Source organism: Pseudomonas silensiensis, from assembly GCF_050434865.1.
In the GTDB taxonomy this organism is placed as follows: domain Bacteria; phylum Pseudomonadota; class Gammaproteobacteria; order Pseudomonadales; family Pseudomonadaceae; genus Aquipseudomonas; species Aquipseudomonas fluorescens_W.
The window spans coordinates 36,158-59,736 of record NZ_JBNDJH010000019.1 but is presented as its reverse complement, the minus strand read 5'-3'; the positions used below and the strand labels follow the sequence as shown (position 1 = coordinate 59,736).

The following is a 23,579-nucleotide window of genomic DNA, read 5'->3' as shown; positions in this document are numbered from 1 at the left end:
GATTTACACCTTCTGGAGGAAGGATCATGGCACTGAACAATATGGCTGGATTGCTCGAAAAACGCCGTAACGCGTTGGTCGAGTACTGCATCGGGCAAGTTGGCAAAGGAGACAAGCCGACGTTGGGCTTCCTGAGAACGCCGGCGGATTTGTTCGAACTGCTGCGCATGGATCCGCTGGACAGCTACCCGGTTCAGAGCTCCTGGGTCGCCGAAGCGACGAGCTGCGCCCAGCAGTTCATTCATGCCGCATACCGCAAGCTCGAACCGGGCTATGGGTCGATCGAATTCGACAAGCAGGATCTGGCCACCTGGGAGCTTTACAGCAATTACCCGGATTGGGCAGCGCTACAGCTGATTGCGCTTTACCCGGAAAACTTCATCAACCCCTTTGTGCGGCAGCGCAAAACCAGCCTGTTCAAAACGCTTGAAAACAACCTGAACCAGACCCGTTTGAACAGCGACTCCGTTCAAGCCGCCCTGCGGGACTATCTGCAAACGTTCGAGCAGACCTGCAATCTGGACGTGATCAGCAGCTACATGGACGGTGGATCACCCACGCGCGCCGATTATTACTTTGTCGGTCGCCAGCGCGTGCCGCCCTTCCAGTACTTCTGGCGCAAGGCCGAGGTGGAGCTCTCGACAGCCGATGTTGCCATCAATCCGGCGGCGTGGAGTGAGTGGCAGCCGGTGGATATTCCCACCGGTGCGAGGGTGCTGGACATGCGACCGGTGTTCTGGAACGGGCGGCTGTGCCTGGTGTGGGCTGAGTGGCGCGAAAGGGTGGAGGGGCAACAGCCTGGCGAGTTTTTGCCGCACAGGCTGGACATCAGCGTGGCCTTCATGACGCAGAATGGCCAATGGTCGGCACCGTTGAGCCTGCACAGTTCCGAGCCACCCAAGGACCTTTCTGAGGGAGCACGGCTGATTGCGACCGTGTGGGCCGATGATCACAACCCCAAAGGCAAGCTGGGGGTCTTGTTGACTAACGGCAAGTCTGACGCCAATTCCCTCAATGTCTATGCAGTGCGTGATGTGCTGTTCCGTCCGTTGACCGACGATGATGGCGGTTGGCTGGATTACGCGGCGAAGCATCGCTTTATCACTGCCGAGACGGTGCAGCATCCGCTGATGGATCAGCCGACAATCGTTGTCAGTCAGGAGACTGCGGGCCCCCTGTTGCCCTACCTGGACCTGCAGGCTGTCGCGTATCGCGACGGTGTTGACGATGTGCTTGTTGTTCGGGGCTTCTTGCGGCCCACACTCGTTGCCGGCAACGCTGAATTTGAATTGACGTTTACGGGCAAAACTTCCCCGGACCCGGAGCCGATCAAGATAACCAAGCCGAATGCCGGTGGCTGGGGAACCGAATGGCAGGTTTTCAGACGAGCAAAAGGGACATGGAGCAATCCGACCTTTACCTTTGGTTCCGCTACGGGGGGACGTAAAAGATTTGTATTGACGATCGTCAACGTTACCGACTTCATCCCGCCTGTGCTGCTGAAAAACACCCTCGATGCGGCACAATTTCTCGATCTGAAAAAGTCAGACCTGGCGCTCAAGTTCGTCCGTCTGAACTCACTGTTCGGCCCGGAACTGGTACAGCGTTCGAACATTTCCGTCGATGCCGTACTCGATTGGGACACACAATTTCTGCCGGAGCCGCCCCCGGCATCAGGCCCGATCAACGAGCCGAACGGTGCGTTCAACGGCGCCAACGGATTGTTTTTCTGGGAGCTGTTTTTCCATTTGCCTCATCTGGTCGCGACGCGTCTACGGGCGGAGGATCGTTACCTGGAGGCGCAAAAATGGCTGCATTACCTGTTTGATCCACAGGCACCGGCCGATTCTGAGCAACCACTACCTCCGAATCCAAAACCCCTGTATTGGCGCTGTCGTCCACTGAACGTCGAAGGCAATGTGGGCTGTGAAACCCGAGCCCCGACCGATCCGGACGCCATTGGCTATTCCGCGCCTTATCACTTCAAGGTTCTGGTGTTCACGGACTACGTCAAGAATCTGGTGGCCTGGGGGGACTGGTACTACCGTCAACTCACCCGTGACAGTCTGGTCGCGGCAAAGCTGTGCTATGTCCAGGCTGAGTTCCTGATGGGCCAACCACCGTTGGTGCGAACGGCGAACCGTTGGCAAACAGAGACGGTGGACAGTCTGTTAAACCGGAGCGCTTCGCGACCAGCGCTTGAGCAGTTTGAACAAAACCTCGCGTACAGTCTGACGGACTTTCCCGCCGCCGAGGCGCCTCCCGAGCTCGGGCTACTGGCAAACGAACCCTTTACCTGCCCGATCAATGAACAGTTGCTCGCGCTGTACGACTTGCCGGGCCAGCGCCTGCATAACCTGCGCAACAATCTGACACTCGATGGCAAACCGCTGGATATACCGCTCTTCAGCCCGCCCACGGATCCCAATCAATTGTTGCGTGATCTCGCGTCTGGAGGTGTTGGCGGGCCAAGACCGATGGGCGGGCGGCTGGTGGTCGGTGCCTTCCGTTGGCGAGTGACGTTCGAGGTTGCGTTGCGTGCAGTGCAGGTCCTGCAGGAGTACGGCAATCAAGTACTGCGCTTGCTTGAGCAACGGGATCGCGCCGAACAGGAAGAAATGCAGCAAAACCATCTGGTGGAGCTTGGAACCTATGCCAAGACCGTACAGGAGCAAACCATCGCCCAACTGCAAGCGAACGTGACCGCCCTGGCGCAAAGCCGGGCAGTCGCGCAGGAACGGGCTGATGCCTATGCACAACGCTATGACGAGAATGTGTCGGCGGTTGAGTACGAGGTCATGGAAAATCTGTATCTGTCAAAACAATTGTCGTTGACGGCCTCAAGCATCAAACCCGCCGGCGCGGTGCTTGCTTCAATGCCCAACATTTTCGGTTTTTCGAATGGTGGGCATCGTCTCGAGAAAACTGTCGATGCGGTTGTCTTCGGATTGGGCGTCGCCTCGTCGGTGGTGCAAATGGACGCAGACAAACAGGCCGCCACTGAAGGCTACCGCCGTCGCCGCGGTGAATGGGAACTGCAACGTGATCAGGCGTTGGCGGAAGTCCGTGCAATCGATGAGCAAGTCACTGCACAGACCTGCGCCGTGCAGGCTGCTCAAACCAGCCTGGAGCAAACCCTCAGGGCCAACAGTCAGTCGTTGACGGTTTACAACTTCCTCAAGAAGCGTGCGACCAATGCCGAACTGTTCGGCTGGTTGCTCGGCCAGTTCAAGGCGTTGCACTACCAGGCGTACGATGCGGTCGTCAGCTTGTGCCTCAGCGCCCAGGCCTCGCTGAGCGCCGAAACCGGCGATTACGACGCTCAGACTCCGTTGCCCCAAGTCTGGCTGGACAACCGCCACGGTCTGACGGCAGGCGAGCACCTGCGCGGGCATTTGCTGCGCATGGAACGTGAGTATCTGCAACGGTATGAGCGACGGCTGGAATTGGTCAAAACCGTTTCGCTTCGGCAATTGTTCGAGGACACGATCGATCCGCAGCCGGGTTTTGCCACCTGGACGGATGCATTGAAACAATTGAGGGATAAAGGAACGCTGGAGTTCAGGCTCACGCAGTTGCTTTTTGATCGTGACCATCCGGGGCATTACTGCCGGCAAATCAGCTCGGTCGAGGTCGATCTGCCGGTGCTGACCGGGCCTTTCCAGGATGTGCGGGCCACTTTGCTCCAGGTCGGCAGCATGATCGCGACCAAGGCATCGACCCCGTCGGTGAGGTATTTGCACAAACCTGACGGTGCCGTGGCCCCCGCCGACGTGCAAATCAACCTGCGCAGCGGTCAGCAAATAGCTTTGTCGGCAGGACTGGCCGACAACGGCATGACCGCGATGAAACCTGATGAAGGCTTGCTCAACCCCTTCGAAAATACCGGGGGGGTATCTCGCTGGAAGTTGAACTTTCCATGGCCGAAAAAAGAGTCACAGCTCGCCATGCTGCTCTCTTTGACGGACGTCATTGTGCGCATTCGCTACACGGCCAAAGCCGGGGAGCCGACGTTCATTCGAGCCGTGGAAGACCTGGTGACCCGAGCCGAGATGCCAGCCCAGCGCTTTAACGTTGAAGGAGCAAGCCGTCATGGGTAAACCAATTATTCTGGCCAATGAGAATCTGGTGCTCGATGGCGAATTCGAGAAGGGATTCAGTCATTGGAAAAAGGGCCCGGTCAATCAGGACTGGCTGGGTACGTCGAGCGAAACTTATGAAGGCATACTGATTAGCTTTCTGAAGGCCGGTAATAAGTCTTCGGTCAGTCAGTCATTGACGATTCCAAAAGATCCGGGTGCTCAAGCTCGCTATGTCCTCAGTTTCCTGTGCGAGATGCGGCATACCGAAGCGGGCAGATTGGTAGTCAGTATCGACGGGCAGCAAGAGACGTTGGAAATCCTGTTGTTGCCGGGTAAACCCCGGGATCTGGAGGAGGATCAGGCGCGTTTGAAGAGCGGCCAGCCGCTGGTATTCAAGCCGATCGAATACGAAGTCGACCTGGATCTGCCGTTCCTCGGCCAAGACACCATCACCGTCAGCGTGTTCAGCCCGCCCAACGAGCTCGGGGACTACACGTCGCAGGTGTGTATTACCCGGATCAAGCTTCTGTTGCATCTGGAGCCGGCGCAGATGCAACGGCTGATCCTTGACGATGAACCGGTGCTACCGTCGGGGACTTTGCACTTATGCCTTGGGGCTGCCGCGAGCTTTACTCACCAGCTGAAGTTCGACCTCGCACCAGACAATACCTGGCTGGGCACCAAGGCCGCGTTGACCAGCAACGACAACCCGCAAGAGGCGATTGTCACAACGCCTGGCTGGGGCGTTGATCATCCGATTGAGGATCAATGGCGGCTCGATTGCCCGTGGATCGGAGATGAAGAACCCTACCTCTTTTCGATAAACCTGCTTAACCAGTACACCGCCGAACCTTACCCGATCACGGTGTCGCTGGGGCATCACCGCTTGGTGTTTCGTGATGTGCAGGAAGCGGCTTACTACCCGATTCCGGGGCAAAGCGTTTGTCTGGGGGTTCGAGTGGCGTCGTATTACACCGGTCAGTTTCTCAGCGGACGGACGGTGAACTGGACGGTCACCGCAACCGGCGTCAAAAGTGCTGCCGTCACCAATACCGATGGCTGGGCATACTTCCCTTTTGAGCCGACGGATGCGGGTGAATACGACATCCAGGCATCGGTCGACAGCCCGTATTACGCCACTGGCGTCGTGACTCAAATGCTGACGGTGCGGGTGTTAGCGACGGATCCGTGGAAGGAGGTCCTGGCGGTTGTCGAGGAGCAGGGGACGCCTTGGGAGGAAAGGATCGGCTATCCCAATCGGGGTTCAACCTATCAGGTTCACGTGAAACTGCCCGCGGTATTGTCGGGAACGGATGTGTGTCTGCACTGGAGCGGCGATTCTGTTGAACAATTGGGGGTTACCGTCAATCCGGCGCTTGAAACGCCGGTGCCGGTCGAAGGCTCCGACGTTCTCTGGACACTGACGAGTGAGGACCGTCTTGACGGCCGGTTTGAGCTGTCGCTGGTCTGCTCGAAGTTGTTGCTGCCATCGCCGAAAAAACGCATGTCACTGGCGCGTAACCTGGTGAAGATCGGTGACGTGCGTGAAGCCAACAAGTTTCCGGTGGTGGATGAACAGGAACGTGTGCTGCTGAGGGTGCAGGTGTTGCATGTCGTGGCTAGCGGCGACGGTGGTCCTGTCATCAATGCGCTGGTTGACTGGGAGACCCCCGAAGCAACCGTTTCCACTGTTACGGGTAGAGGCGGCTGGGCCAGTTTGCTGTATACGCCTAAACGCGCTGAGCCTCACGACATCACTGCCAAAGTCAGGGCTCACACAGAGGCGGTGCCAATAGAACAGCCTTTCAATGTGAAGCCGCTGGCGACCAGTCCATGGAAGAGCGAGGTCAAGATCCTGCTCGATAACGTCGAGGTTGATCGGGTCGCGCTTGGCGTGCTCTGCCGACGTGGTCAGACACATACTCTGAAGGTCGAGCCTGTCTCCGGCAGCTCATGGGTTGGCAAAAACATCAGTTTGCACTGGCGAGGTGCAGCGCCTGATATCGGATTGGTGCCTGGTGACCTTGGAACACCCAAACCCCTGCTGGCAAGCGGTGTGGAATGGACGCTTGTCTCGGAGGCGAATACCAGTCTAAGCAGTCTGTTTGAACTGGAACTACGCCTTGACGGGGTTTCAACCGTTCGAGAGTTGTCTGGGCGGTTGGTGTCCGTGGATCTGACAGAAGAAGTGAGCCTGGTACTGGATCAGGTCCCGGCAACGCTTGACGGTCAGACGCTCTATCCCTGTCTGGGTGCGCTTCATCGCTTGAACGTGCAGCCCAATGCGTTGAGCCCGTTGGTGGGGTTGATGTCATCGCTGACGTGGTCGGGGACACCTGCCGAGCAGTTGGGTGCAACTGTAAAACCCGCTTTGAACCTCCCTCAACCCATCAGCGACGCGGGCGCACTCTGGACGTTGGACTTTACCGCCAGCGAGAAGCCTGGCCAATTTGCCCTGGCGTTGGCACTGCCTCAGCTGGATTTCGTTGCCACAGCCAAGCCGATGGCACTGGCGCATAACAAAGTCAGGATTGAGACGTTTCGTGAATCGCCTGTGGACCCGGTCGTCGGACAAGACCCTGCCTGGCAGTGGGTTCGGGTGTTCTCTCATTTCACCGGGAATGCCGTGGATCAGGTGCCGGTGACATGGACGACATCAGAGAGCTCAAGTGAGGCGAAAACCGATGACGATGGCTGGTCTGGTTTTGCTTATGCGCCCGCAGCCGGTAATTTGGAGCATCGGGTAGAGGCGTTGGTAGTGAGCCCTTACGACGGTTATCAAGAGCAACGCGCCATGACGGTCACTGCGCTGGCGAGCGATCCGTGGGAAGGGCTGAGGGTCAGTTTTGACAAGCAACCCTTCCAGCCTTGGGGCGAAAAAACCTGGTTCCCGCGTCGCAAGGGGGAGCATTCTGTCGATCTGGAGGCCGCCAGTAACAGTCCATTGTTTGGTCATCCCTTGACGCTGGGAATGACCGGCACCGGACCTGCCGAACTGGGGATCAGGTTTTTGTCGGAAGGGCTTGGCGTGCCCCGGCCATTCTACGACGCGGGATTGCAGTACCTATTCAACGTTGGCGATTTGAAGGATGGCAGTTTTGCGTTGCGCCTGTCGTCGGAGCGACTGGCAAGCCTGTCGCCGGCCAATGCGATGTCGTTGGGTGAGGGCTCTCAAGTGGTGAAAATCGCCGAGCGTCAGCGTGTCAACCAGACGCTGCTGTGGGGCGCGGAGGTGTCGGAACAGATCACCGTTGTCTCGAGAATAACCGGCAAACCGATGTCGGGCCTGACCGTGACCTGGCGCAGCCCTGATCTTGGCGTAACCACATCGATCACCAATTTTTACGGGGTGGCGAAGATTCGTTTCATGCCAGCCACACCGGGTGCGTTTGAACTGACGGCGTCGGTCGGGGATGCGCTGAATTCGGATTCGGTTTCGTTGCCGTTTTACCTGAGTGAGCCTCGTCAGATAAAAGAGTTGGTCAGCGATGATCCGCCCGGTTATCCGGGGCAAGAAAGGACCGCCCGGGTTTTGGTGATTTCAGCCAACACGGATGAGCCCTTGGTGAATGTCGAGGTGATGTGGGAATACGACAACACGTCCTTGGCGCCAACACTGACCGATGCGGATGGAAAGGCCACGGTTCGCTTCACCCCGGGGGTGTCGGGTGAGGCTGTGTTGTGGGCATCGGTGAAAGGGGGCCAGGCTGGATGGGATACGAAATCGTTGGTATTAACCGTTCTTGAAGCGAGTCATGCGGCTGTCGAGTCCGTTGTCGCGTCGGTGAATCCGGTTCCGGTGAACACGTTTGTCACGATGACTGCGCAGATAGTGGACAAGGAAACCCGTCAGCCAATGTCAGGCAGGGGCATTCTGGTTTCCAATAATGGCGCGCCATTCACCGATGCCACTACCGACCACAACGGAAAATACCTGAGCTATTGGAGGCCGATGGACACATCGGATGTCGTGTCCCTGGCCGTCAAGGTTGAGAATTCTGATGGTTCCTCGGACATTGGCGCCGTAGATGTCACGGTAGTGGACTGATTGAAAAATCAAAACGCGGCGCTTCTTTTCCAGCTCAGATATTGCGTCACCAGTTCGGCCCCCAACTCTGAGGGCCGAGCATCTACAACGGGAACTCCATGAGCACTCAACCGCTCATGGAGCTCCGCCCGTTCATTCAAATATTCCACCGTCCCGCAATAGGCCAGCGCCTCCGGCAATGTTTGCACCGGCGTATGCCGCAGCGTGTCGAGCACGTCCTCACGCAGACTCGCCACTAGCACCCGATGCTGCTTGCTCAGGCGTTTGACGGCGGTCAGCAGTTCTTCATCGTCTTCATCCCGCAAGTTAGTCACCAGCACCACCAGCGCCCGGCGTTTTTGGCGGGCCAGTAACTGGTTGGCGGCGGCCTGGTAATCAGCGGGGCGTTGGGTGCTGTTGAGGTCGTAGACGGTGTTGAGCAGGACCTTGAGTTGTTCAGTGCCTTTGACCGGGGCGAGGTAATGCGGTCGGTCGTTGGCGAAGGTACTCAGGCCCACTGCGTCGCCTTGGCGCAGGGCGACGTAACTGAGCAGCAGACAGGCATTGAGCGCGTGGTCGAAGTGCGACAGCTCATCGTCCTGGCTGCGCATGCGCCGGCCGCAATCGAGCATGAAGATGATTTGTTGATCGCGCTCGTCCTGGTATTCGCGGGCGATGGGTGTGCGTTGGCGGGCGGTGGCTTTCCAGTCGATCTGGCGCAGGCTGTCGCCTTCGCGGAATTCGCGCAGTTGATGAAACTCCAGGCCCAGGCCGCGTCGTTGGCGTTGGCGCACGCCGAGTTGGCTGAGCCAGTTGTCGACCGCCAGCAGTTGGCCGCCGTACAGGCGGGCGAAGTCCGGGTAGACGCGGGTGTTGTCGACCACGTTGAGCAAGCGTTTGTCGGACCACAGCCCCAATGGGCTCGGCAGGTTGATTTCACAGAACTCGAAACTGAAGTGCCCGCGTTTGAGAGGGCGCAATCGATAACCGATGTGGCTGTGCTGGCCGGGTTGCAGGTCGACCGACAGGGGAAGGTATTCGAAGCTCAGGCCTTCCGGCACATGGTCGAAAATTTGTACGGTCAGTGGCTGAGCGAAGTCATGTTTGAGCTCCAGTCGCACTTCACCCCATCGACCGAGTGCAAGACTGCCGGGCATTTTTCGCTGGAGGCGGGGGGAGGGCAGGCGTTTGAGGCGGACGACGTCGAGTATTGCCAGGGCCAGCAGTGCTAGTAGCAATCCCCAATTGATCGACAACAGGCTCGATGGAACCGCGAATTCCAATGCCCGCAACGCGCCCAGCACGATGCCGATGGCTAGCAGCAATGCAAGCCAGATCAGTAACAGGCGCGAGGGTTTCACAGGCGTGGCGCCGGCACTTGGTCGAGCAGTTGCTTGAGCACTTGATCGACGTCCAGCCCTTCGATGTCCAGCTCCGGCGCAATCCGCACACGGTGACGCAACACCGCGAGGGCGCAGCCTTTGATGTCATCCGGAATCACAAACTCGCCGCCACGCAACAACGCTCGCGCCCGAGCGCAACGCACCAGGGCAATGGAGGCCCGAGGCCCGGCACCGAGGATCAGGCCCGGCCAGTTGCGGGTGGTGCGGGCCAGGCGCACGGCATAGTCGAGCACCTGATCGTCCAGCGGCAAATCGCTGGCAATGCGCTGCAAGGCCAGCACGTCCTTGGCTTGCAACACCGTGCGCAGGGGTTGCACATCGAGCATGTCGGCCCGGGTCGAGCGACTGACCTGGCGGACCATGTTCAGCTCCTGATCGGCGTCGGGGTAGTCCATGCGCACCTTGAGCATGAAGCGATCAAGCTCTGCTTCCGGCAGCGGGTAAGTGCCTTCCTGTTCGATGGGGTTTTGTGTGGCGAGCACCATGAACGGTTGCACGATGGGCAGGGCGCGGCCTTCGAGGGTGACTTGCCGTTCTTGCATGGCTTCGAGCAGCGCGGCCTGGGTTTTCGCCGGGGCGCGGTTGATCTCGTCAGCCAGTAAAAGGTTGGTGAATAAAGGACCTTTGCGCAGTTTGAATTGCTCGGTCTGCATGTCGTACACCGCATGCCCGGTGACGTCGCTGGGCATCAGGTCCGGGGTGAACTGGATACGTGCGAACTCGCCGCCGAAGCAGCGGGCGAGGGCGCGAACAAGCAGTGTCTTGCCCAGCCCAGGCACGCCTTCGAGCAGCACGTGGCCGCCGGCGATCAACGCGGTGAGGACGTCGTCGATCACGGTGTTCTGGCCGATCACTGCTTTTTGTAATTCGGTCCGTACCGCTTGGGCCAGTTGGCTGGCGCGTTGACGTTGCTGCGCCGTGTGGCTCAGTGTGCCGGGCTCGATCTGTTCACTCATAAGGCGTTCCTCAAGGTTTGCAGGTGGGCGACCTGACGGCTGAATTCAGCGCTGGATAGCCGCTGCTTCGGTCGCGGGCTCATGGCCTGGCTGATAGCGCGTGTGGGTTGGCCGGTCAGGCGTGCGAGCACCAGCCATTGTTCGGCAACGCCGAGTTGCTCGAAACCGGGATGACGGCGTCGCACACGACGCAAGATGTCGTGCTGCAAGGCTTGCATCAGGTGCTGCTGACCGTTGCGGCGCAACATGAAATCAGCGCTGGCGCGCAGGTGTTCCTGTAGTTGGCGGCGGGCTCTCGGGGCCGATTCCAGCAGCGGACCCTGGCGTACGCCGACGTGCCAGAAGCCAAGACCGATCAGGGCGATCAGGGCGACCAGCGCCTGAGGGAAATAGCGCAGGAGCAAGGTCAGAAGACTGTCGTGATCGGTGTTGAACAGCAGGGTCACGTTCGTGTCCGCGGTCAGGTACCACAGCAGCCAGGCGTTGTCGTACTGGTCGATGGCCGGGTTTTTCCACAGGTCGGCGTCGGTGACCACGGTGATCGAACCGAGCCCGTGATTGAGCTGCATCATGTGCGTGGCCTTGCCGCTGTTGGCCCAGGCTTGCGCGAGGTTTTTCGGGTCTTCGAGATGGAATGCGGTATCGAAACTGGCGTAGGCCGGCGCGTTTTCGTCTTCCAGATACAGCTTGGTCAGCTTGGGATAAGGATCGTCGTCGCTCCCGGGCGGCGGGTCCTTGAGGTCTTTGCTCAGCGACTGGTGCAACTGCACCCGGTCGAGCAGCAGGTCATTGCTTTGGCCGGTCTTTTCATCCCACAGCGACTGGGCAACAAACAAAAGGCGTCCGCCGGCCCGGGTCCAGTTCAGCACTTGATCGATCTGGCGCGGGGTCATGTTGTACCGGTCCCCGAGCAACAACAGGCTGTGCTGACGCGGCTCCAGGGTGGGCAGAATGTCGAGGCTGTTGGCGTGGCTCACCGACAGGCCCTGTTTGCGCAAAAAATGCTCGGCGGCGAGATAAGGGTTGGCCTGGGCTTCGGGCGAGGGGCCGTGATCGATAGCTGTCTGATAGGGCGTCGCCTTGACGTACAGATAAACACTCAGCGCGATCAATAGCACGGCGATGAACACGCCGACCGCCAGCCAGCGTTGCCGGTTCAATGCACCGCTCCCGGGCCGAACAGGGCTCGCCAGCCGTCACAGAGTTCCTGTTGCAAATGCGCGGGAGGCAGGCGATGCCCGTAGGCCATGTTCTGCCAGTGCCCGGTCAGGTTTTTACTGAAGGCCAGCAAGGCAGGTTGTTGCAGGTGTTCGATGCGCTCCAGGACCTGGCCTTCGGTGTCGGCGGGTTTCAGCGCCATGTTGAAGTCGTGCAGCAAGTGGCTGAGCAGACCGCGATAGAGCAATCCGAGGGCCTCGCGAGGGTGGGTTTGCCAAAGGCGTTCGGCGCTGGCGGCGATGTCGGCGGGCAGGGTTTCGCGGTTGAGGTCCAGGCCAAAAGCCTGTTGCGGTAACGGCCGCGCGACCTTGCGGTTCAAGGCCGGTCGACGGCTGACGAAGGCTTGCAACCAGTCACGGTAATGCCAGATCAATAAACCAAGGGCACCGATCACGACACCCCACAACACAACTTCAATCAGCCTGGCTGCTGCGCCGAAGCGTTGGTTGTCCAGAAGCTTGAGCAGCGCCTCCAGCCATTCGGTTGATGGGTCATCGTCCGCCGTATCGGCGGCAGGTTTGTCCTCGCCAAACCGATAGCGCGTGACCGATTCCTTGTTCTTGAACGGAGGCTGATCGAGGATCGCCTTGATGCTGTCCCGGGATGCCTGACTGGTCAGTGGCTGGTCCAGCAAGCGTGGGCTGTCGAGTGAAATGACTGGCTCGGCTGCCCACACGGTTTGTGTTGTCGGCATCAACAGGAACGCCGCCAGCAACAGGGTGACGGCGACGCTGGTCAGGCGTTGGCGCATACGACGGAAGACCAGTTCGATATCCCAGGCCTCCAGCACCGTGCGCCGATTCAGATAGAGGCTGAAACCGCAGGCGACATAAACCGGCTCCCAGACAATGAGCACCAATGCATAAAAGGCATTGGTCAGGTGTTCCAGCCATCGCCAGTCTTGTGTGGCGGCGGTGATCAAGGTCTGCCAGCTCCAATCAAGCTCGACCTGTTGCGGCAAGAACATATAGAACAGCACCATCAGGCCGATCCACAACGCGCTTTCCAGGTGTACGCCGATGATGGTCAGCCACCGCGCGGCACCGGCGTTGCGCTGCAACAGCACCTGCAAGCGCTGTTGTCGTGGCTGACCACTCAGCCCTTCGAGTTGCATCACCGGCATCAGGAAGCTGCGACTCAGGCTCAAGCGCCGCCAGGTCAGACTCTCCAGCAGTTGCGGTTTGAGCAGCCGCGGAAATTGGCGCAACGCCTGCTTCAGCGTGGGCGTTTCGCCAAACATGGCTTTGGACAAGATGTACAGCGGCAGGCGGTCGAACGCCGGTTTCAGCCACCAGAAGATGAACACGGCGAGGGAGGGCGAATCCCACAGCGCCCAGCTGAGCAGGGCGAAAACCGGCAAGGTCACGATGGCCCAACTGGTCATCAGCAGGCGCCGGTGTCGCTGACTCAGCAGGACGCCCAGGTCCATGGCTTCCCAGGTTGTGCGCGGGCGGATGACAACCGTGGCGTCACTCAGGCGCATGGCGGGCCCGTCCGGCAAACAGCAGATAAGTCGCCACCAACAACCAGAGCGCAGCACCGACCAGGTACTTGGTCATTGGCGCGACCCCGACCGTGGACGACCAGTAAGCTTCGATAAACGCCGCAATCAGCAGAAACAGCATGACCCCGCAAATCAGCAGCACGCTCTTGCGTGCCGCCAATCGCAGGGCTTCGGAGCGGGGCAGGCGTCCCGGCGCGATCAATGCCCAACCCAGTTGCAGGCCGGCGGCACCGGCCAGGGCAATCGCACTCAGTTCGAAGGCGCCGTGACCAACCACGAATGACCAGAAGGTTTGCCCGTAGCCGATGTGCGTCAAATGCCCGGCCACCGCACCAATCATCAAACCGTTGAAGAACAGGAAAAACGCGCTGCCCAGGCCAAACAGCAAACCGCTGGCGAAGGTCTGAAAGGCGATGCCGATGTTGTGCATGATGTAGTAACCGAACATCACCCAGTCTTCACTGGCCGCCCGTTCCGCCGAGCGCCCCAGATGACCGGCCTCGGGGTCGTACATGCCTTGCATCTCGCTGACCTGCTCGGCCGGGATCAGGTTGTAGACCAGGTCGGGGAACAGGTACACCAGCAGTGCAATGCCGATCAGGCTGCCAAAAAACATCAGGCCGGCGGCGAGTACGAAGCGCCACTGTTCGCGCACCAGTCGCGGGAAGTCAGCCAGGATGAAGCCCAGCACGTTGGCACCCAGTCGACTGCGGTGGCGATAAAGCTGTTGATGCCCGCGCAGCACTTGTTGCTGTAGCGAGTCGATCAGAAAGCTGCTGTAACCACGTTCCCGAGCCAGTGCCAGGTGTTGGCAGAGACGACGATAATCACTGGGGAAGCCGGCGACTTGTTCGGCTTCCTTGCCTTGCTCCAGTTGTTCAAGCACAAGAGTAAATTGCTCCCATTCCGCCTTGTGGCGACTTTCGAAAAGGCTTTGCTTCATGTGGGACCCAACAAGCCGCGGGCGATGCCGTTGAGTTCGTCCACGGCACCTGGCGCCGACACTTGCAACGGTTGCGCGAGTAAGGCCGCCAGCTCTTTGACCCGTGCTTCAGAGAGTTCACCCTGACGCTCGGCAAACCCGAGGATGGCGCGTTGTTCGGTCAGCGTCAGCGTAAAAGCCGGGCGCCGGGGCTGAGCGGTGGGCAGTTGTGGTCGGGCGAGTGGTTGTTCGCGGTAGATCACCAGCGTGCCGGCGGCCAGATCGCCGAGGCGCTTGAAGGTGGGATGTTGCAGGCAACTGATGGCCCCGAGGAAATAGCCGAACGGAAGCATGTCGACAAATCGCAGCAGGTTGCGCAGCAGCGAAGCCGACCAGCCGATCGGCGTGCCATCGTCCTGCACCACCCGCAGGCTCATCCAGTGCTTGCCTGGCGAACGACCCTGATTGAGCACTTCGAACAGCACCATGTACCACCAGCTCACCACGAACAACAGAATCGAGCCGAGCCCTGCACCGAGTTTTCCGAGGAATGCCAGGACAATAAATAGCAGGCCGACGATCAACCCGCGCAGCGCCAGATCGATGGAGAACGCCAGCGCACGAACCATCAACCCGGCAGGGCGCAGTGGCAGGTCGATGCCTTCCGGCGTTTCGACTTGGTACCGCGTATCCAGTGGCGGGGACAGCGTCGCTTTCCTTGGCAGTGCTGTGGTCTCGAGCATGGGCAACCTTGATGTGGCCTGTTCGGGATTCGATGTCCGTCCGATGCTAGCAGCCTCTCGGGGGAAAACGACATAACTATGTATTGCACGGCAAGTGGCCAGAGGTGATTGAATGACGAGATTACTGGCCGGGGCGGGATGTGAACGCCTAGACTTCGCCGATCTTCAGTTCAGGAATAGCCCGTGACCTCTATCTTCTGGTACGACTATGAAACCACTGGCATCAACCCCCGTTGCGACCGCCCACTCCAGATGGCGGGGATTCGCACTGACTTCGATCTCAATGAAATAGACGAGCCGGTCAACCTTTACTGCCAGCCCAGTGAAGACATCCTGCCCCATCCGGCGGCCTGTGCGATCACGGGTATTACGCCTGGCCGACTGGCCGAGCAAGGCTTGAGCGAAGCCGACTTCATGACCCGGGTGCACGCCCAGCTCGCTGCGCCCGGCACGTGTGGGGCGGGGTACAACACGTTGCGTTTCGACGACGAGATGACCCGTTACAGTCTTTACCGAAACTTTTTCGACCCTTATGCGCGCGAGTGGCAGGGCGGTAACAGCCGCTGGGACCTGATCGATGTGGTGCGTGCAGCCTATGCCTTGCGCCCTGACGGCATCGTTTGGCCGACGGACGACGAGGGGCGGATAACGCTCAAACTCGAACGCCTGACTGCCGCCAATGGCATTGATCACGGAAATGCTCACGAAGCGCTATCGGACGTTCGAGCCACCATCGCCCTGGCGCGTCTGATCCGGGAAAAGCAGCCGAAGTTGTATGACTGGTTGTTTCAGTTGCGCGGTAAACAAAAGGTGATGGATCAGATTCGGTTGTTGCAGCCGATGGTGCACATCTCCGGGCGCTTTTCAGCGGCGCGCAGTTATGTCGGTGTGGTCCTGCCCCTGGCCTGGCACCCGCGCAACAAAAACGCATTGATTGTCTGTGACCTGCACCTGGACCCTCAGGGTTTGCTCGATCTTGATGCCGACACCTTGCGTCAACGGCTGTATACCCGCCGCGATGACTTGGCCGAGGGTGAGTTGCCGGTGCCGCTCAAACTTATCCACATCAATAAATGCCCGGTGGTGGCGCCGTTGTCGGTACTTCGCTCTGAAGATCAGCAACGTTTGGGGCTGGATATGTCGCTCTACCAAGAGCGCACGCTGCGGCTAAGTGACGCACAAACAGTTTGGCGAGATAAAGTTCAGGCGATTTACGCCAGCGAAGATTTCACCTCGAGCCAAGATCCTGAGCAACAGTTATACGATGGTTTTATCGGTGATCGGGATCGGCGTCTTTGTGAGCAAGTCCGGTCTGCCGACCCTGCTCAATTAGCGCAACAACAATGGCCTTTCGATGATGAACGATTGCCTGAATTATTGTTTCGATATCGCGCACGCAACTTCCCCGATACGTTGAGTTTCGAAGAGCAAGAACGCTGGCGAATATTCTGTCAGCAACGTTTGTCAGCACCCGAGTGGGGGGCGCCAAATACGCTGGAAACTTTTGAAGAGGCCGCCGCCCAATGGAGTATTACGGCTACATCGTTTCAGCGAGAGGTGCTGAATGAATGGCAGAATTATGTCCAGGAATTACGCAAACGTTTGAATCTTTGAAATCGAAAATGTCCGGGTGCTGAATCCCGGGCATAAAAAAACGCCAGCAGATGCTGGCGTTCTTTTTTGTCGCGGATGGTCTGCGACAAGCGCTACGGCTTAGCCCAGCAGGGTAGCCCAGCCTTCAACCACGTCACCGCCCCACTTGGCTTTCCACTCTTTCAGAGTTTTGTGGTTGCCACCTTTGGTTTCGATGACTTCGCCGTTGTGCGGGTTTTTGTATTGTTTAACTTTGCGAGCACGCTTGGTGCCAGTAGTTTTTACTGCGCCGCCGCGTGGTGCTTTGGATTTGGACTCTGGATCCAATAGCGCAATGATGTCACGCAGAGACTTGGAGTACTCGCCCATCAGGGTGCGCAGTTTGCCTTCGAATTCCAGCTCGGTTTGCAGTTTGTCGTCTTGGGACAGGTTCTTCAAACGGGCTTGCAGCTCTTTGATAGCTTCTTCGGTGGCGCGGTATTCGTTGATCAAGGACATGAGGACTACCTTATGTTGAGGCGCTGGATGGCAGGTGACAGTGCGGCAATAATAGTCAGGGTGTTTCATCAAGTAAACATTTAACCGGAGTTTTATTTAAATTAGTTACGGTGAATAGGGAATAAATTGCCGGTGCAGTTAAATAGTGTGATGCAGTCATCACAGATGTTCACAATTGGGCACTTGAAGATTGGCAACATGAACACCATCGCGCGGGTAGCGGGTGCTGCCAGAACCTGTGCCGCCCACCTTTGTGCCGGCCCAAACGTCATCAATACTGCAGTTTTGCTGCGCAATCGCTAGAATGGCCGCCTTTGCGAAGTTCTGGAGTTTGACCCTCATGCGCACTTTTCGGCTGGTGATTGCTTGCCCGGACCGCGTCGGCATCGTTGCTAAAGTCAGTAACTTTCTGGCGTCACATAACGGCTGGATCACTGAAGCGAGCCATCACTCGGACAATCTCAGTGGCTGGTTTTTCATGCGTCACGAAATTCGTGCCGATTCGCTGCCCTTCGGTATCGATGCCTTTCGCGAAGCGTTTGCACCGATTGCCGAAGAGTTCTCGATGAACTGGCGCATCACCGATACCGAGCAGAAAAAGCGCGTGGTCCTGATGGCCAGTCGCGAGTCTCACTGCCTCGCCGACTTGTTGCACCGCTGGCACAGTGATGAGCTGGATTGCGAAATTTCCTGCGTGATCTCCAACCATGACGACTTGCGCAGCATGGTCGAGTGGCACGGGATTCCGTATTACCACGTACCGGTCAATCCACAGGATAAAGAACCGGCATTCGCCGAAGTCTCACGCCTGGTCAAACAGCACGACGCCGAAGTGGTCGTACTTGCCCGCTACATGCAAATACTGCCGCCCGAGTTGTGCCGCGAATATGCTCACAAGGTCATCAACATTCACCACAGCTTCCTGCCGTCGTTCGTCGGTGCCAAACCGTATCACCAGGCATCGATGCGTGGCGTGAAGTTGATTGGCGCTACTTGCCACTACGTGACCGAAGAACTGGATGCCGGTCCGATCATCGAACAGGACGTTGTTCGCGTCAGCCACAGTGACAGTATCGACGACATGGTGCGTTTCGGTCGGGACGTCGAGAAGATGGTGCTGGCCCGTGGTCTGCGTTATCACCTGGAAGATCGGGTGCTGGTGCACGGCAACAAAACCGTCGTGTTCTGACAGCCACACAACACGGTTGAAATTCGAAGGGCCTGGGCGTTCAATCGCTTCAGGCCCTTCGCCGTTTCTGCACTGAGGACATGACCATGGCCGATCCACTCGACAAAGCGACATCCAAGGCGCCTGCCACATTGGGAGAGGGCTGTTTGAGCCGCTACGACCCGGATGACATGAACCCCGAAGACGGCACGGAGTTTCCCGGTGCCGCCGAGTTGTGGGAACAGTTGCAGAACGAGCCCGACGATAAAATCAAGCCTGTTTGAACTTCATCAACTTCTTCAGCAGCGGCCGCCCAAGCATCAGCAAAAACACCGGGCCACCAACCACCAGATAAAAGTAATAAGTCACCGCCCGCCAGATCAGAATCGCCGCCGCCGCGGTGGATTTTCCCACCATTGGCGCCAGCAGCGCCGCCGACGTCAACTCCGCCGCCCCGGCACCGCCCGGCAACAGGCTGAATTGCCCCGCGCTCAGCGAAAGCATCTGGATCAGAAAGCTCCAGGCCCACTGCAAATCCGCCCCGAGCCCACGCAATGCCAGATACAGCACGCTATAGCGCAAGACCCAATGCAGGCAGGTCAGGGCAAACACCGTGATGAGCGTCTGAAAGGGCAGCTTCAATGTGTCGGTGAACGCCGCCAGAAAGTGCAGGAGTTTTCGCGCCCAGCGCAGGCGTGTGGTGGTTTTGACATTCAGGCGAGCGAGCAACCGACCGCTCAGACGAATCAGCACTCGATGGTAGCGGGCGACCACCACGCAACTGAACAACCCGCCGAACATTGAAATGGCGCTGACGGTCAGCAGCCATTCCATGCGTTGGCTGAGGTGCTGGAACAACGCATAAATCAGGATCCCGCTCAGCGCGCAGAGAAAAAACAGCAAATCGCTCAGTTGATCCATGGCAAACACGGCGCTGCCCCTGGCTGGCCGGACGCCATTGCGTGCCAGCAGCGCCATGATCGTCAGCGGCCCGCCGCTGCCGCCGGGGGTAGCGCAATAGGCGAACTCGGCGGCCATCACCACCCCGAGACTTTTTAGCGGGCCCACCTTGTCACGCTGATCCCCGAGCAACAGGCGCAAGCGCATCGTGTTCAGCACCCAGCACAGCAGGATCATGCCGAACATGATCAGCAGCCATGTCAGCGGAAAGCTTCGCAGTCGATACCAGGTTTCGTTACCGCCCAGCAGCGACGGAATCAGCACCGCAGCGAGCAGCGCGACGAGCAGCAGAATCCCGCGACTCATGCGGCGCGACCCATACGGTCGCTTTGCAGCGCCAGCCAGCGCGCCTTGGTCATCGGTACACGTCCTTCGTCGAGCAAGCGCTTGAGGGTTTGCAGCCAGTAAGTGCGCGAGAACTCGTGGCGCATATCGACCGGGTGCAAGCCAAGACGAATCACCGGTGCTTGCTGCCAGCGTTGTTCGCGTTGATCGCTGACGAGCTTCGACAACCCCCGACGCCAGGCACTACGCGCACTCCAGACCAGGCCCGGCGCGTCGACCGCGGTGAAGTCCGGCAGACGATACAGATGCTGCGAATCGCTGGTGTATCTCAGGGGTAACTGGCGCAAGGCCTGGCGCGTCCCTTCGCTCATCAACCAGGCCGGAGCGACGAAGCCTTCCAGCGGCCAGAGATAACGGTGGAACACTTCGATGCCGGCGCGCAGGCGGGCGAGGGCGGCTTCTTGAGACAGGCTGTAAAACTCGCCTTCGTGGGTGTAGATCCGGCGCATGAACCAATCTCGTGGTGTGTGGGGGGGCGGATCTTCATCGCAATGAAAGTAACCGTGTAATGCCAGTTCGTCACCTCGGGCGATACGGCTGTTGAGCAAACGACGAAATCCCGGATGCTCCTCCAGATCGTTGTGCTTGTGGAAATCGGGCACCACCAACCAGGTCATCGGCACCTCGCCCAAGGCGTCGACGGTTTCAACAAAGGGTTGATAATCGGCCCAGGTTTGCGGTGCGACGTCGTGCAGCACGAGTAACAGGCTGGGCGGGTTCATGGGCTCAACCATTGGCGGTCAGCGGCCAGTGGCTGCCGAGCACCGCGTGATAATGCCCCAGCAGGCTGTTGACCACCGTGTCCCAGGAGTACTGCCGCTCGACATGGCTGCGGGCCTGTTTGCCCAAAACGACGCTGCCCGAACTGAACAGCTCGCGGACCGCGTTGGCCATCGCCAATGGATTATTCGGCGGGCAGAGCAGGCCGCATTGTTCGGTGATGATTTCCTGAAAGGACCCGGCCGCCACGGCCACCACCGGAATGCCACTGGCCATGGCTTCAAGAACCACCAGGCCAAAGGTTTCCTGGTCACCGGCATGCAGCAGCGCATCGGCGCTGGCCATCAATCGCGCCAAGTGTACCGCCGTACAGAACTCACCGATCACGGTAACGTTGTCGGGCACTGCGGCCGGCATCGACGAACCTACCAGCAGCAGGTGATAGCGTCGGCCCAGGTGTTTCATGCAGTCGAGCAGCACCGGCAGGTTTTTTTCCTTGGAGCCGCGCCCGGCGAAGATCAGCAGATGAGTGTTCTCATCAATGCCCAATTCGGCCCGCAAACCCGAGTCTCGTGCAGTGGGATTGAAGGTTTGCAAGTCGACGCCCAGCGGTTGCACGAAAACGTTCTTCACCCCCAGCCCGATCAGTTTGTCGGCCATGACCTGGCTGGGCGCCAGAACCCGATCGAAGTTGCCATAGAGCTTGCTGACATAGGCTTCGACGTTGGTGGTGACCCAGTTGCCCATGCGATTGCTGACCAGCAGCGGCAGGTCTGAATGATAAAAACCGATCACCGGGACATCGAGTTGCCGCCGGGCGTCGAGGGCCGCCCAAGCGGTGAGATAGGGGTCGCCGACCTCGATCAGGTCAGGCTGTAAATCCTGCAGAACATTGCGCCAGGGCGCTAGACGGAGGGGGAAACGATAACCCTTGCCGAAGGGCAGGGCGGGGGCCGGAACCGTGTAAACGCCATCCTGTTCGCTCAAGTGAGCCCCAGGGATCAGCAGACTGTGGCGAATGCCCGGCTTGATGCTCAGGCGACGGTGCTTTGCATCCAGATACGTGCGCACGCCACCGCTGGCAGGGGCGTAGAACATGGTTATGTCAGCGATATGCACGATGAACATCCCTCCGGTCCGTTGAGCTCCCTTGGTTGACCTTTATGAAGGATAGATGTTCGGTTGGGGTTTTGTGGCGGGGCGTCGATCGCGCCCCCTCACCCTAACCCTCTCCCAGAGGTAGAGGGGACTGACCGAGTTGTTCTTAGAGCTACATCGACCTGAAAGTCCGAGTCGAACTCAGGTTTGAAAGGCTTGAAGATCGACTCCCTTTCCCCTCTCCCCACTGGGGAGAGGGCGGGATCTTGAAGTTTAAATACGGAAACTGCCCACCAACTGCTTCAGCCGCGCCGCCTGCTGCTCAAGATCGGCACACGCCCGCAACGTCGACTGCAGGTTTTCCACCCCTTCCTGATTCAGTGTGTTGATCTCGGTAATGTCGACGTTGATCGACTCCACCACCGCCGTCTGTTCCTCGGTCGCCGTGGCCACCGACTGGTTCATCCCGTCAATCTCGCCAATACGCAACGTCACGCTGTTCAACCGCTCGCCGGCCAGGTTGGCGATTTCGACGCTGTCCTGACTGTGGCGCTGGCTGTCGCTCATGGTGCTGACGGATTCGCGGGCGCCGACTTGCAGCTCCTCGATCATGGTCTGCACCTGTTGCGCCGATTCCTGAGTGCGGTGCGCCAGGTTGCGCACTTCATCGGCCACCACGGCAAAACCCCGACCGGCTTCACCGGCACGTGCTGCTTCGATGGCCGCGTTGAGCGCCAGCAGGTTGGTTTGCTGGGAGATGCTGGTGATTACTTCGAGAATCTGCCCGATGTTCACGGTTTTGCTGTTCAGCGATTCGATGTTGGTGCTCGAGGCGCTGAGCATGCTCGACAGCTGATTCATCGCGACAATGCTGCGATCCACCACTTGCTGGCCATCTTCGGCCAGGCTGCGGGCATCGCTGGCCTGGCTCGAGGCTTGTGCGGCATTGCGGGCGATTTCCTGAGCGGCGGCGCCGAGCTGGTTGATCGCTGCGGCCACGCTGCTGGTGCGCGAAGCCTGTTGGTCGGAGTTGAACATCGACGAGTTCGAGGCGGCCACGACACGCAGAGCCACTTCGTTGACTTGCCCGGTGGCCGACGACACTTCGCGGATCGAACCGTGAATGCGTTCCACGAAGCGGTTGAACGCGGTACCGAGGACACCGAATTCATCGTTGTTCACGATGGTCAGACGTTTGGTCAGGTCGCCTTCGCCGTCGGCGATGTCTGCCATGGCGCGGGTCATGACGTGCAGCGGCTGGATCAGGATGCGGATCAGCATGCCCAGCAGAGCAATGATGATGGCCACGGCAATGACCGTCGCAATGAGCGCCGAGGCGCGGAATTCGCTGAGTTTGGAGAAGGCTTTGTCCTTGTCCACTGACAGGCCGATGTACCAGTTGACTGAGGACAGCCCTTTGATCGGTGTAAAGGTCACGATGCGAGTTTTGCCGTCGACGTCTACTTCACTGAAGTCGCTGCTGATGCGCGGGGTGTTTTTCGGGTACGCCTCGCTCAGGGACTTCATCACCAGCGCTTTGTCCGGGTGGACCAGGATTTTTCCGTCGGCGCCGACCAGAAACGCATAACCCATGCCGTCGAAGTCCAGTGCGTTGAGGCTGTCGGTGATCACCTGCAAGCTCAAGTCACCACCGACCACGCCAATGTTTTGACCGTCCTTGAGTACGCTATTAACGATGGAAATCACCAACTGGCCAGAAGCCAGGTCGATGTAGGGTTCGGTCAGGGCAGAACCGCTGGTGCTTTGCGCGCTCTTGTACCAAGGACGGGCACGAGGGTCATAACCGTCGGGCATCTTGCTGTCCGGGCGGATGATGAAGGTGCCATCTTTGTTGCCCAGGTAGGCGCCCATAAAGGTCGACGACACGGCCTTCTGTTCCAGCAGGTTGGAAACATTGGCTGTATCTGCGTTCAAGGCAACGGTTTGCGACAGGTTTTCGATCAGCAGGCTGCGGCCGGCCAGCCAGGTTTGAATGTTTTTCGCGGTGACGCTGCCCATTTCCTGCAAGTAATTGTCCAGATCGCGGCGTATCGCATTGCGCTGCAAATAGTCGTTGTACAGCGTGAACGAGGCGAAGGCGGCAATGACGATGAGGGCGGCGGCCAGCAGGATTTTATGGCTGAAGCGCAGATTTTTGTTCATGGCTTGAGGGGTCCGCTAAGGTCTTATTGTTCGGGGCGCGTTGCTGTGAATGCGCGCAAAATGAGTGCGCAATGGAGCGAGTCGGTAATTCCTGCTCTCCATAGGGGAATGTCGGACCTTGCTTTCAATTGGGTCTCTCGCTTATTCCTATCGGCCGTGAAGGATCAAAGATTAACCAT

General features: G+C 58.8%; 16 protein-coding genes and 1 pseudogene. 5 read left to right on the top strand and 12 right to left on the bottom strand.

The window, feature by feature from the left end; genetic code table 11:
* Positions 1 to 26 precede the first annotated feature (26 nt).
* Together QF010_RS23950 and QF010_RS23945 are read left to right on the top strand one after the other, a co-directional pair.
* A complete protein-coding gene (locus QF010_RS23950; protein ID WP_429534078.1) occupies positions 27 to 4,100 on the top strand; it encodes a Tc toxin subunit A-related protein in 4,074 nt (1,357 codons plus the stop codon).
* The gene (locus QF010_RS23945; RefSeq protein ID WP_429534077.1) at positions 4,093 to 8,130 is read left to right on the top strand and encodes a hypothetical protein; all 4,038 of its coding nucleotides are present in this window, start codon (positions 4,093 to 4,095) and stop codon (positions 8,128 to 8,130) included. The genes QF010_RS23950 and QF010_RS23945 overlap by 8 nt, the downstream gene beginning before the upstream one ends.
* Before the next feature lie 8 nt (positions 8,131 to 8,138).
* Here QF010_RS23945 and QF010_RS23940 read toward each other — a convergent pair whose 3' ends face one another.
* The 6 genes from QF010_RS23940 to QF010_RS23915 are packed head-to-tail and all read right to left on the bottom strand — an operon-like array spanning position 8,139 to position 14,855.
* Positions 8,139 to 9,470, bottom strand: coding sequence for a DUF58 domain-containing protein (locus QF010_RS23940; RefSeq protein WP_429534076.1), 1,332 nt, complete (start codon positions 9,468 to 9,470; stop codon positions 8,139 to 8,141).
* Entirely contained in the window at positions 9,467 to 10,468 is a 1,002-nt protein-coding gene (locus QF010_RS23935; RefSeq protein WP_033057568.1) for an AAA family ATPase, read from the bottom strand. The genes QF010_RS23940 and QF010_RS23935 overlap by 4 nt, the downstream gene beginning before the upstream one ends.
* The gene (locus QF010_RS23930) at positions 10,465 to 11,628 is read right to left on the bottom strand and encodes a DUF4350 domain-containing protein (RefSeq protein ID WP_429534075.1); all 1,164 of its coding nucleotides are present in this window, start codon (positions 11,626 to 11,628) and stop codon (positions 10,465 to 10,467) included. Before QF010_RS23930 ends, QF010_RS23935 begins: the two co-directional genes overlap by 4 nt.
* Positions 11,625 to 13,169: a DUF4129 domain-containing protein gene (locus QF010_RS23925; protein WP_429534074.1), complete on the bottom strand. Its 1,545-nt coding sequence runs from the start codon at positions 13,167 to 13,169 to the stop codon at positions 11,625 to 11,627. The genes QF010_RS23930 and QF010_RS23925 overlap by 4 nt, the downstream gene beginning before the upstream one ends.
* A complete protein-coding gene (locus tag QF010_RS23920) occupies positions 13,156 to 14,133 on the bottom strand; it encodes a stage II sporulation protein M (RefSeq protein ID WP_033057573.1) in 978 nt (325 codons plus the stop codon). The genes QF010_RS23925 and QF010_RS23920 overlap by 14 nt, the downstream gene beginning before the upstream one ends.
* Positions 14,130 to 14,855: an RDD family protein gene (locus QF010_RS23915; RefSeq protein WP_429534073.1), complete on the bottom strand. Its 726-nt coding sequence runs from the start codon at positions 14,853 to 14,855 to the stop codon at positions 14,130 to 14,132. Before QF010_RS23915 ends, QF010_RS23920 begins: the two co-directional genes overlap by 4 nt.
* Positions 14,856 to 15,038: 183 nt before the next feature.
* Here QF010_RS23915 and sbcB point away from each other — a divergent pair, with 183 nt between their 5' ends.
* Positions 15,039 to 16,469: an exodeoxyribonuclease I gene (gene sbcB, locus QF010_RS23910; RefSeq protein WP_033057575.1), complete on the top strand. Its 1,431-nt coding sequence runs from the start codon at positions 15,039 to 15,041 to the stop codon at positions 16,467 to 16,469.
* A gap of 99 nt (positions 16,470 to 16,568) precedes the next feature.
* On the opposite strand, the gene mvaT is transcribed toward sbcB, so the two are convergent.
* Complete coding sequence (gene mvaT / locus QF010_RS23905; protein WP_007945872.1) at positions 16,569 to 16,946, bottom strand: histone-like nucleoid-structuring protein MvaT; 378 nt, start codon at positions 16,944 to 16,946, stop codon at positions 16,569 to 16,571.
* A gap of 340 nt (positions 16,947 to 17,286) precedes the next feature.
* Here mvaT and purU point away from each other — a divergent pair, with 340 nt between their 5' ends.
* Both purU and QF010_RS23895 read left to right on the top strand, forming a co-directional pair.
* On the top strand, positions 17,287 to 18,135 hold the full coding sequence (gene purU, locus QF010_RS23900; protein ID WP_008147434.1) for a formyltetrahydrofolate deformylase: 849 nt from the start codon (positions 17,287 to 17,289) through the stop codon (positions 18,133 to 18,135).
* An 86-nt stretch (positions 18,136 to 18,221) separates the two neighbouring features.
* Positions 18,222 to 18,398, top strand: a complete 177-nt coding sequence (locus tag QF010_RS23895; protein ID WP_197281742.1) for a hypothetical protein — start codon at positions 18,222 to 18,224, stop codon at positions 18,396 to 18,398.
* Here the strand turns inward: QF010_RS23895 and gpgF are convergent.
* The 5 genes and pseudogenes from gpgF to QF010_RS23870 form a co-directional block, all read right to left on the bottom strand.
* On the bottom strand, positions 18,385 to 19,380 hold the full coding sequence (gene gpgF / locus QF010_RS23890) for a glucosaminyl phosphatidylglycerol flippase (protein WP_429510920.1): 996 nt from the start codon (positions 19,378 to 19,380) through the stop codon (positions 18,385 to 18,387). The genes QF010_RS23895 and gpgF overlap by 14 nt on opposite strands.
* A complete protein-coding gene (gpgD, locus tag QF010_RS23885) occupies positions 19,377 to 20,153 on the bottom strand; it encodes an N-acetylglucosaminyl phosphatidylglycerol deacetylase (protein ID WP_429510919.1) in 777 nt (258 codons plus the stop codon). The genes gpgF and gpgD overlap by 4 nt, the downstream gene beginning before the upstream one ends.
* Positions 20,146 to 21,267: an N-acetylglucosaminyl phosphatidylglycerol synthase gene (gene gpgS, locus QF010_RS23880; protein ID WP_429534072.1), complete on the bottom strand. Its 1,122-nt coding sequence runs from the start codon at positions 21,265 to 21,267 to the stop codon at positions 20,146 to 20,148. The genes gpgD and gpgS overlap by 8 nt, the downstream gene beginning before the upstream one ends.
* A 243-nt stretch (positions 21,268 to 21,510) precedes the next feature.
* Positions 21,511 to 22,275: a methyl-accepting chemotaxis protein gene (locus tag QF010_RS23875; protein ID WP_409077343.1), complete on the bottom strand. Its 765-nt coding sequence runs from the start codon at positions 22,273 to 22,275 to the stop codon at positions 21,511 to 21,513.
* Positions 22,276 to 22,368: 93 nt separating this feature from the next.
* A pseudogene (locus tag QF010_RS23870) lies at positions 22,369 to 23,400 on the bottom strand (HAMP domain-containing protein); the annotation flags it as partial.
* Positions 23,401 to 23,579 lie beyond the last annotated feature (179 nt).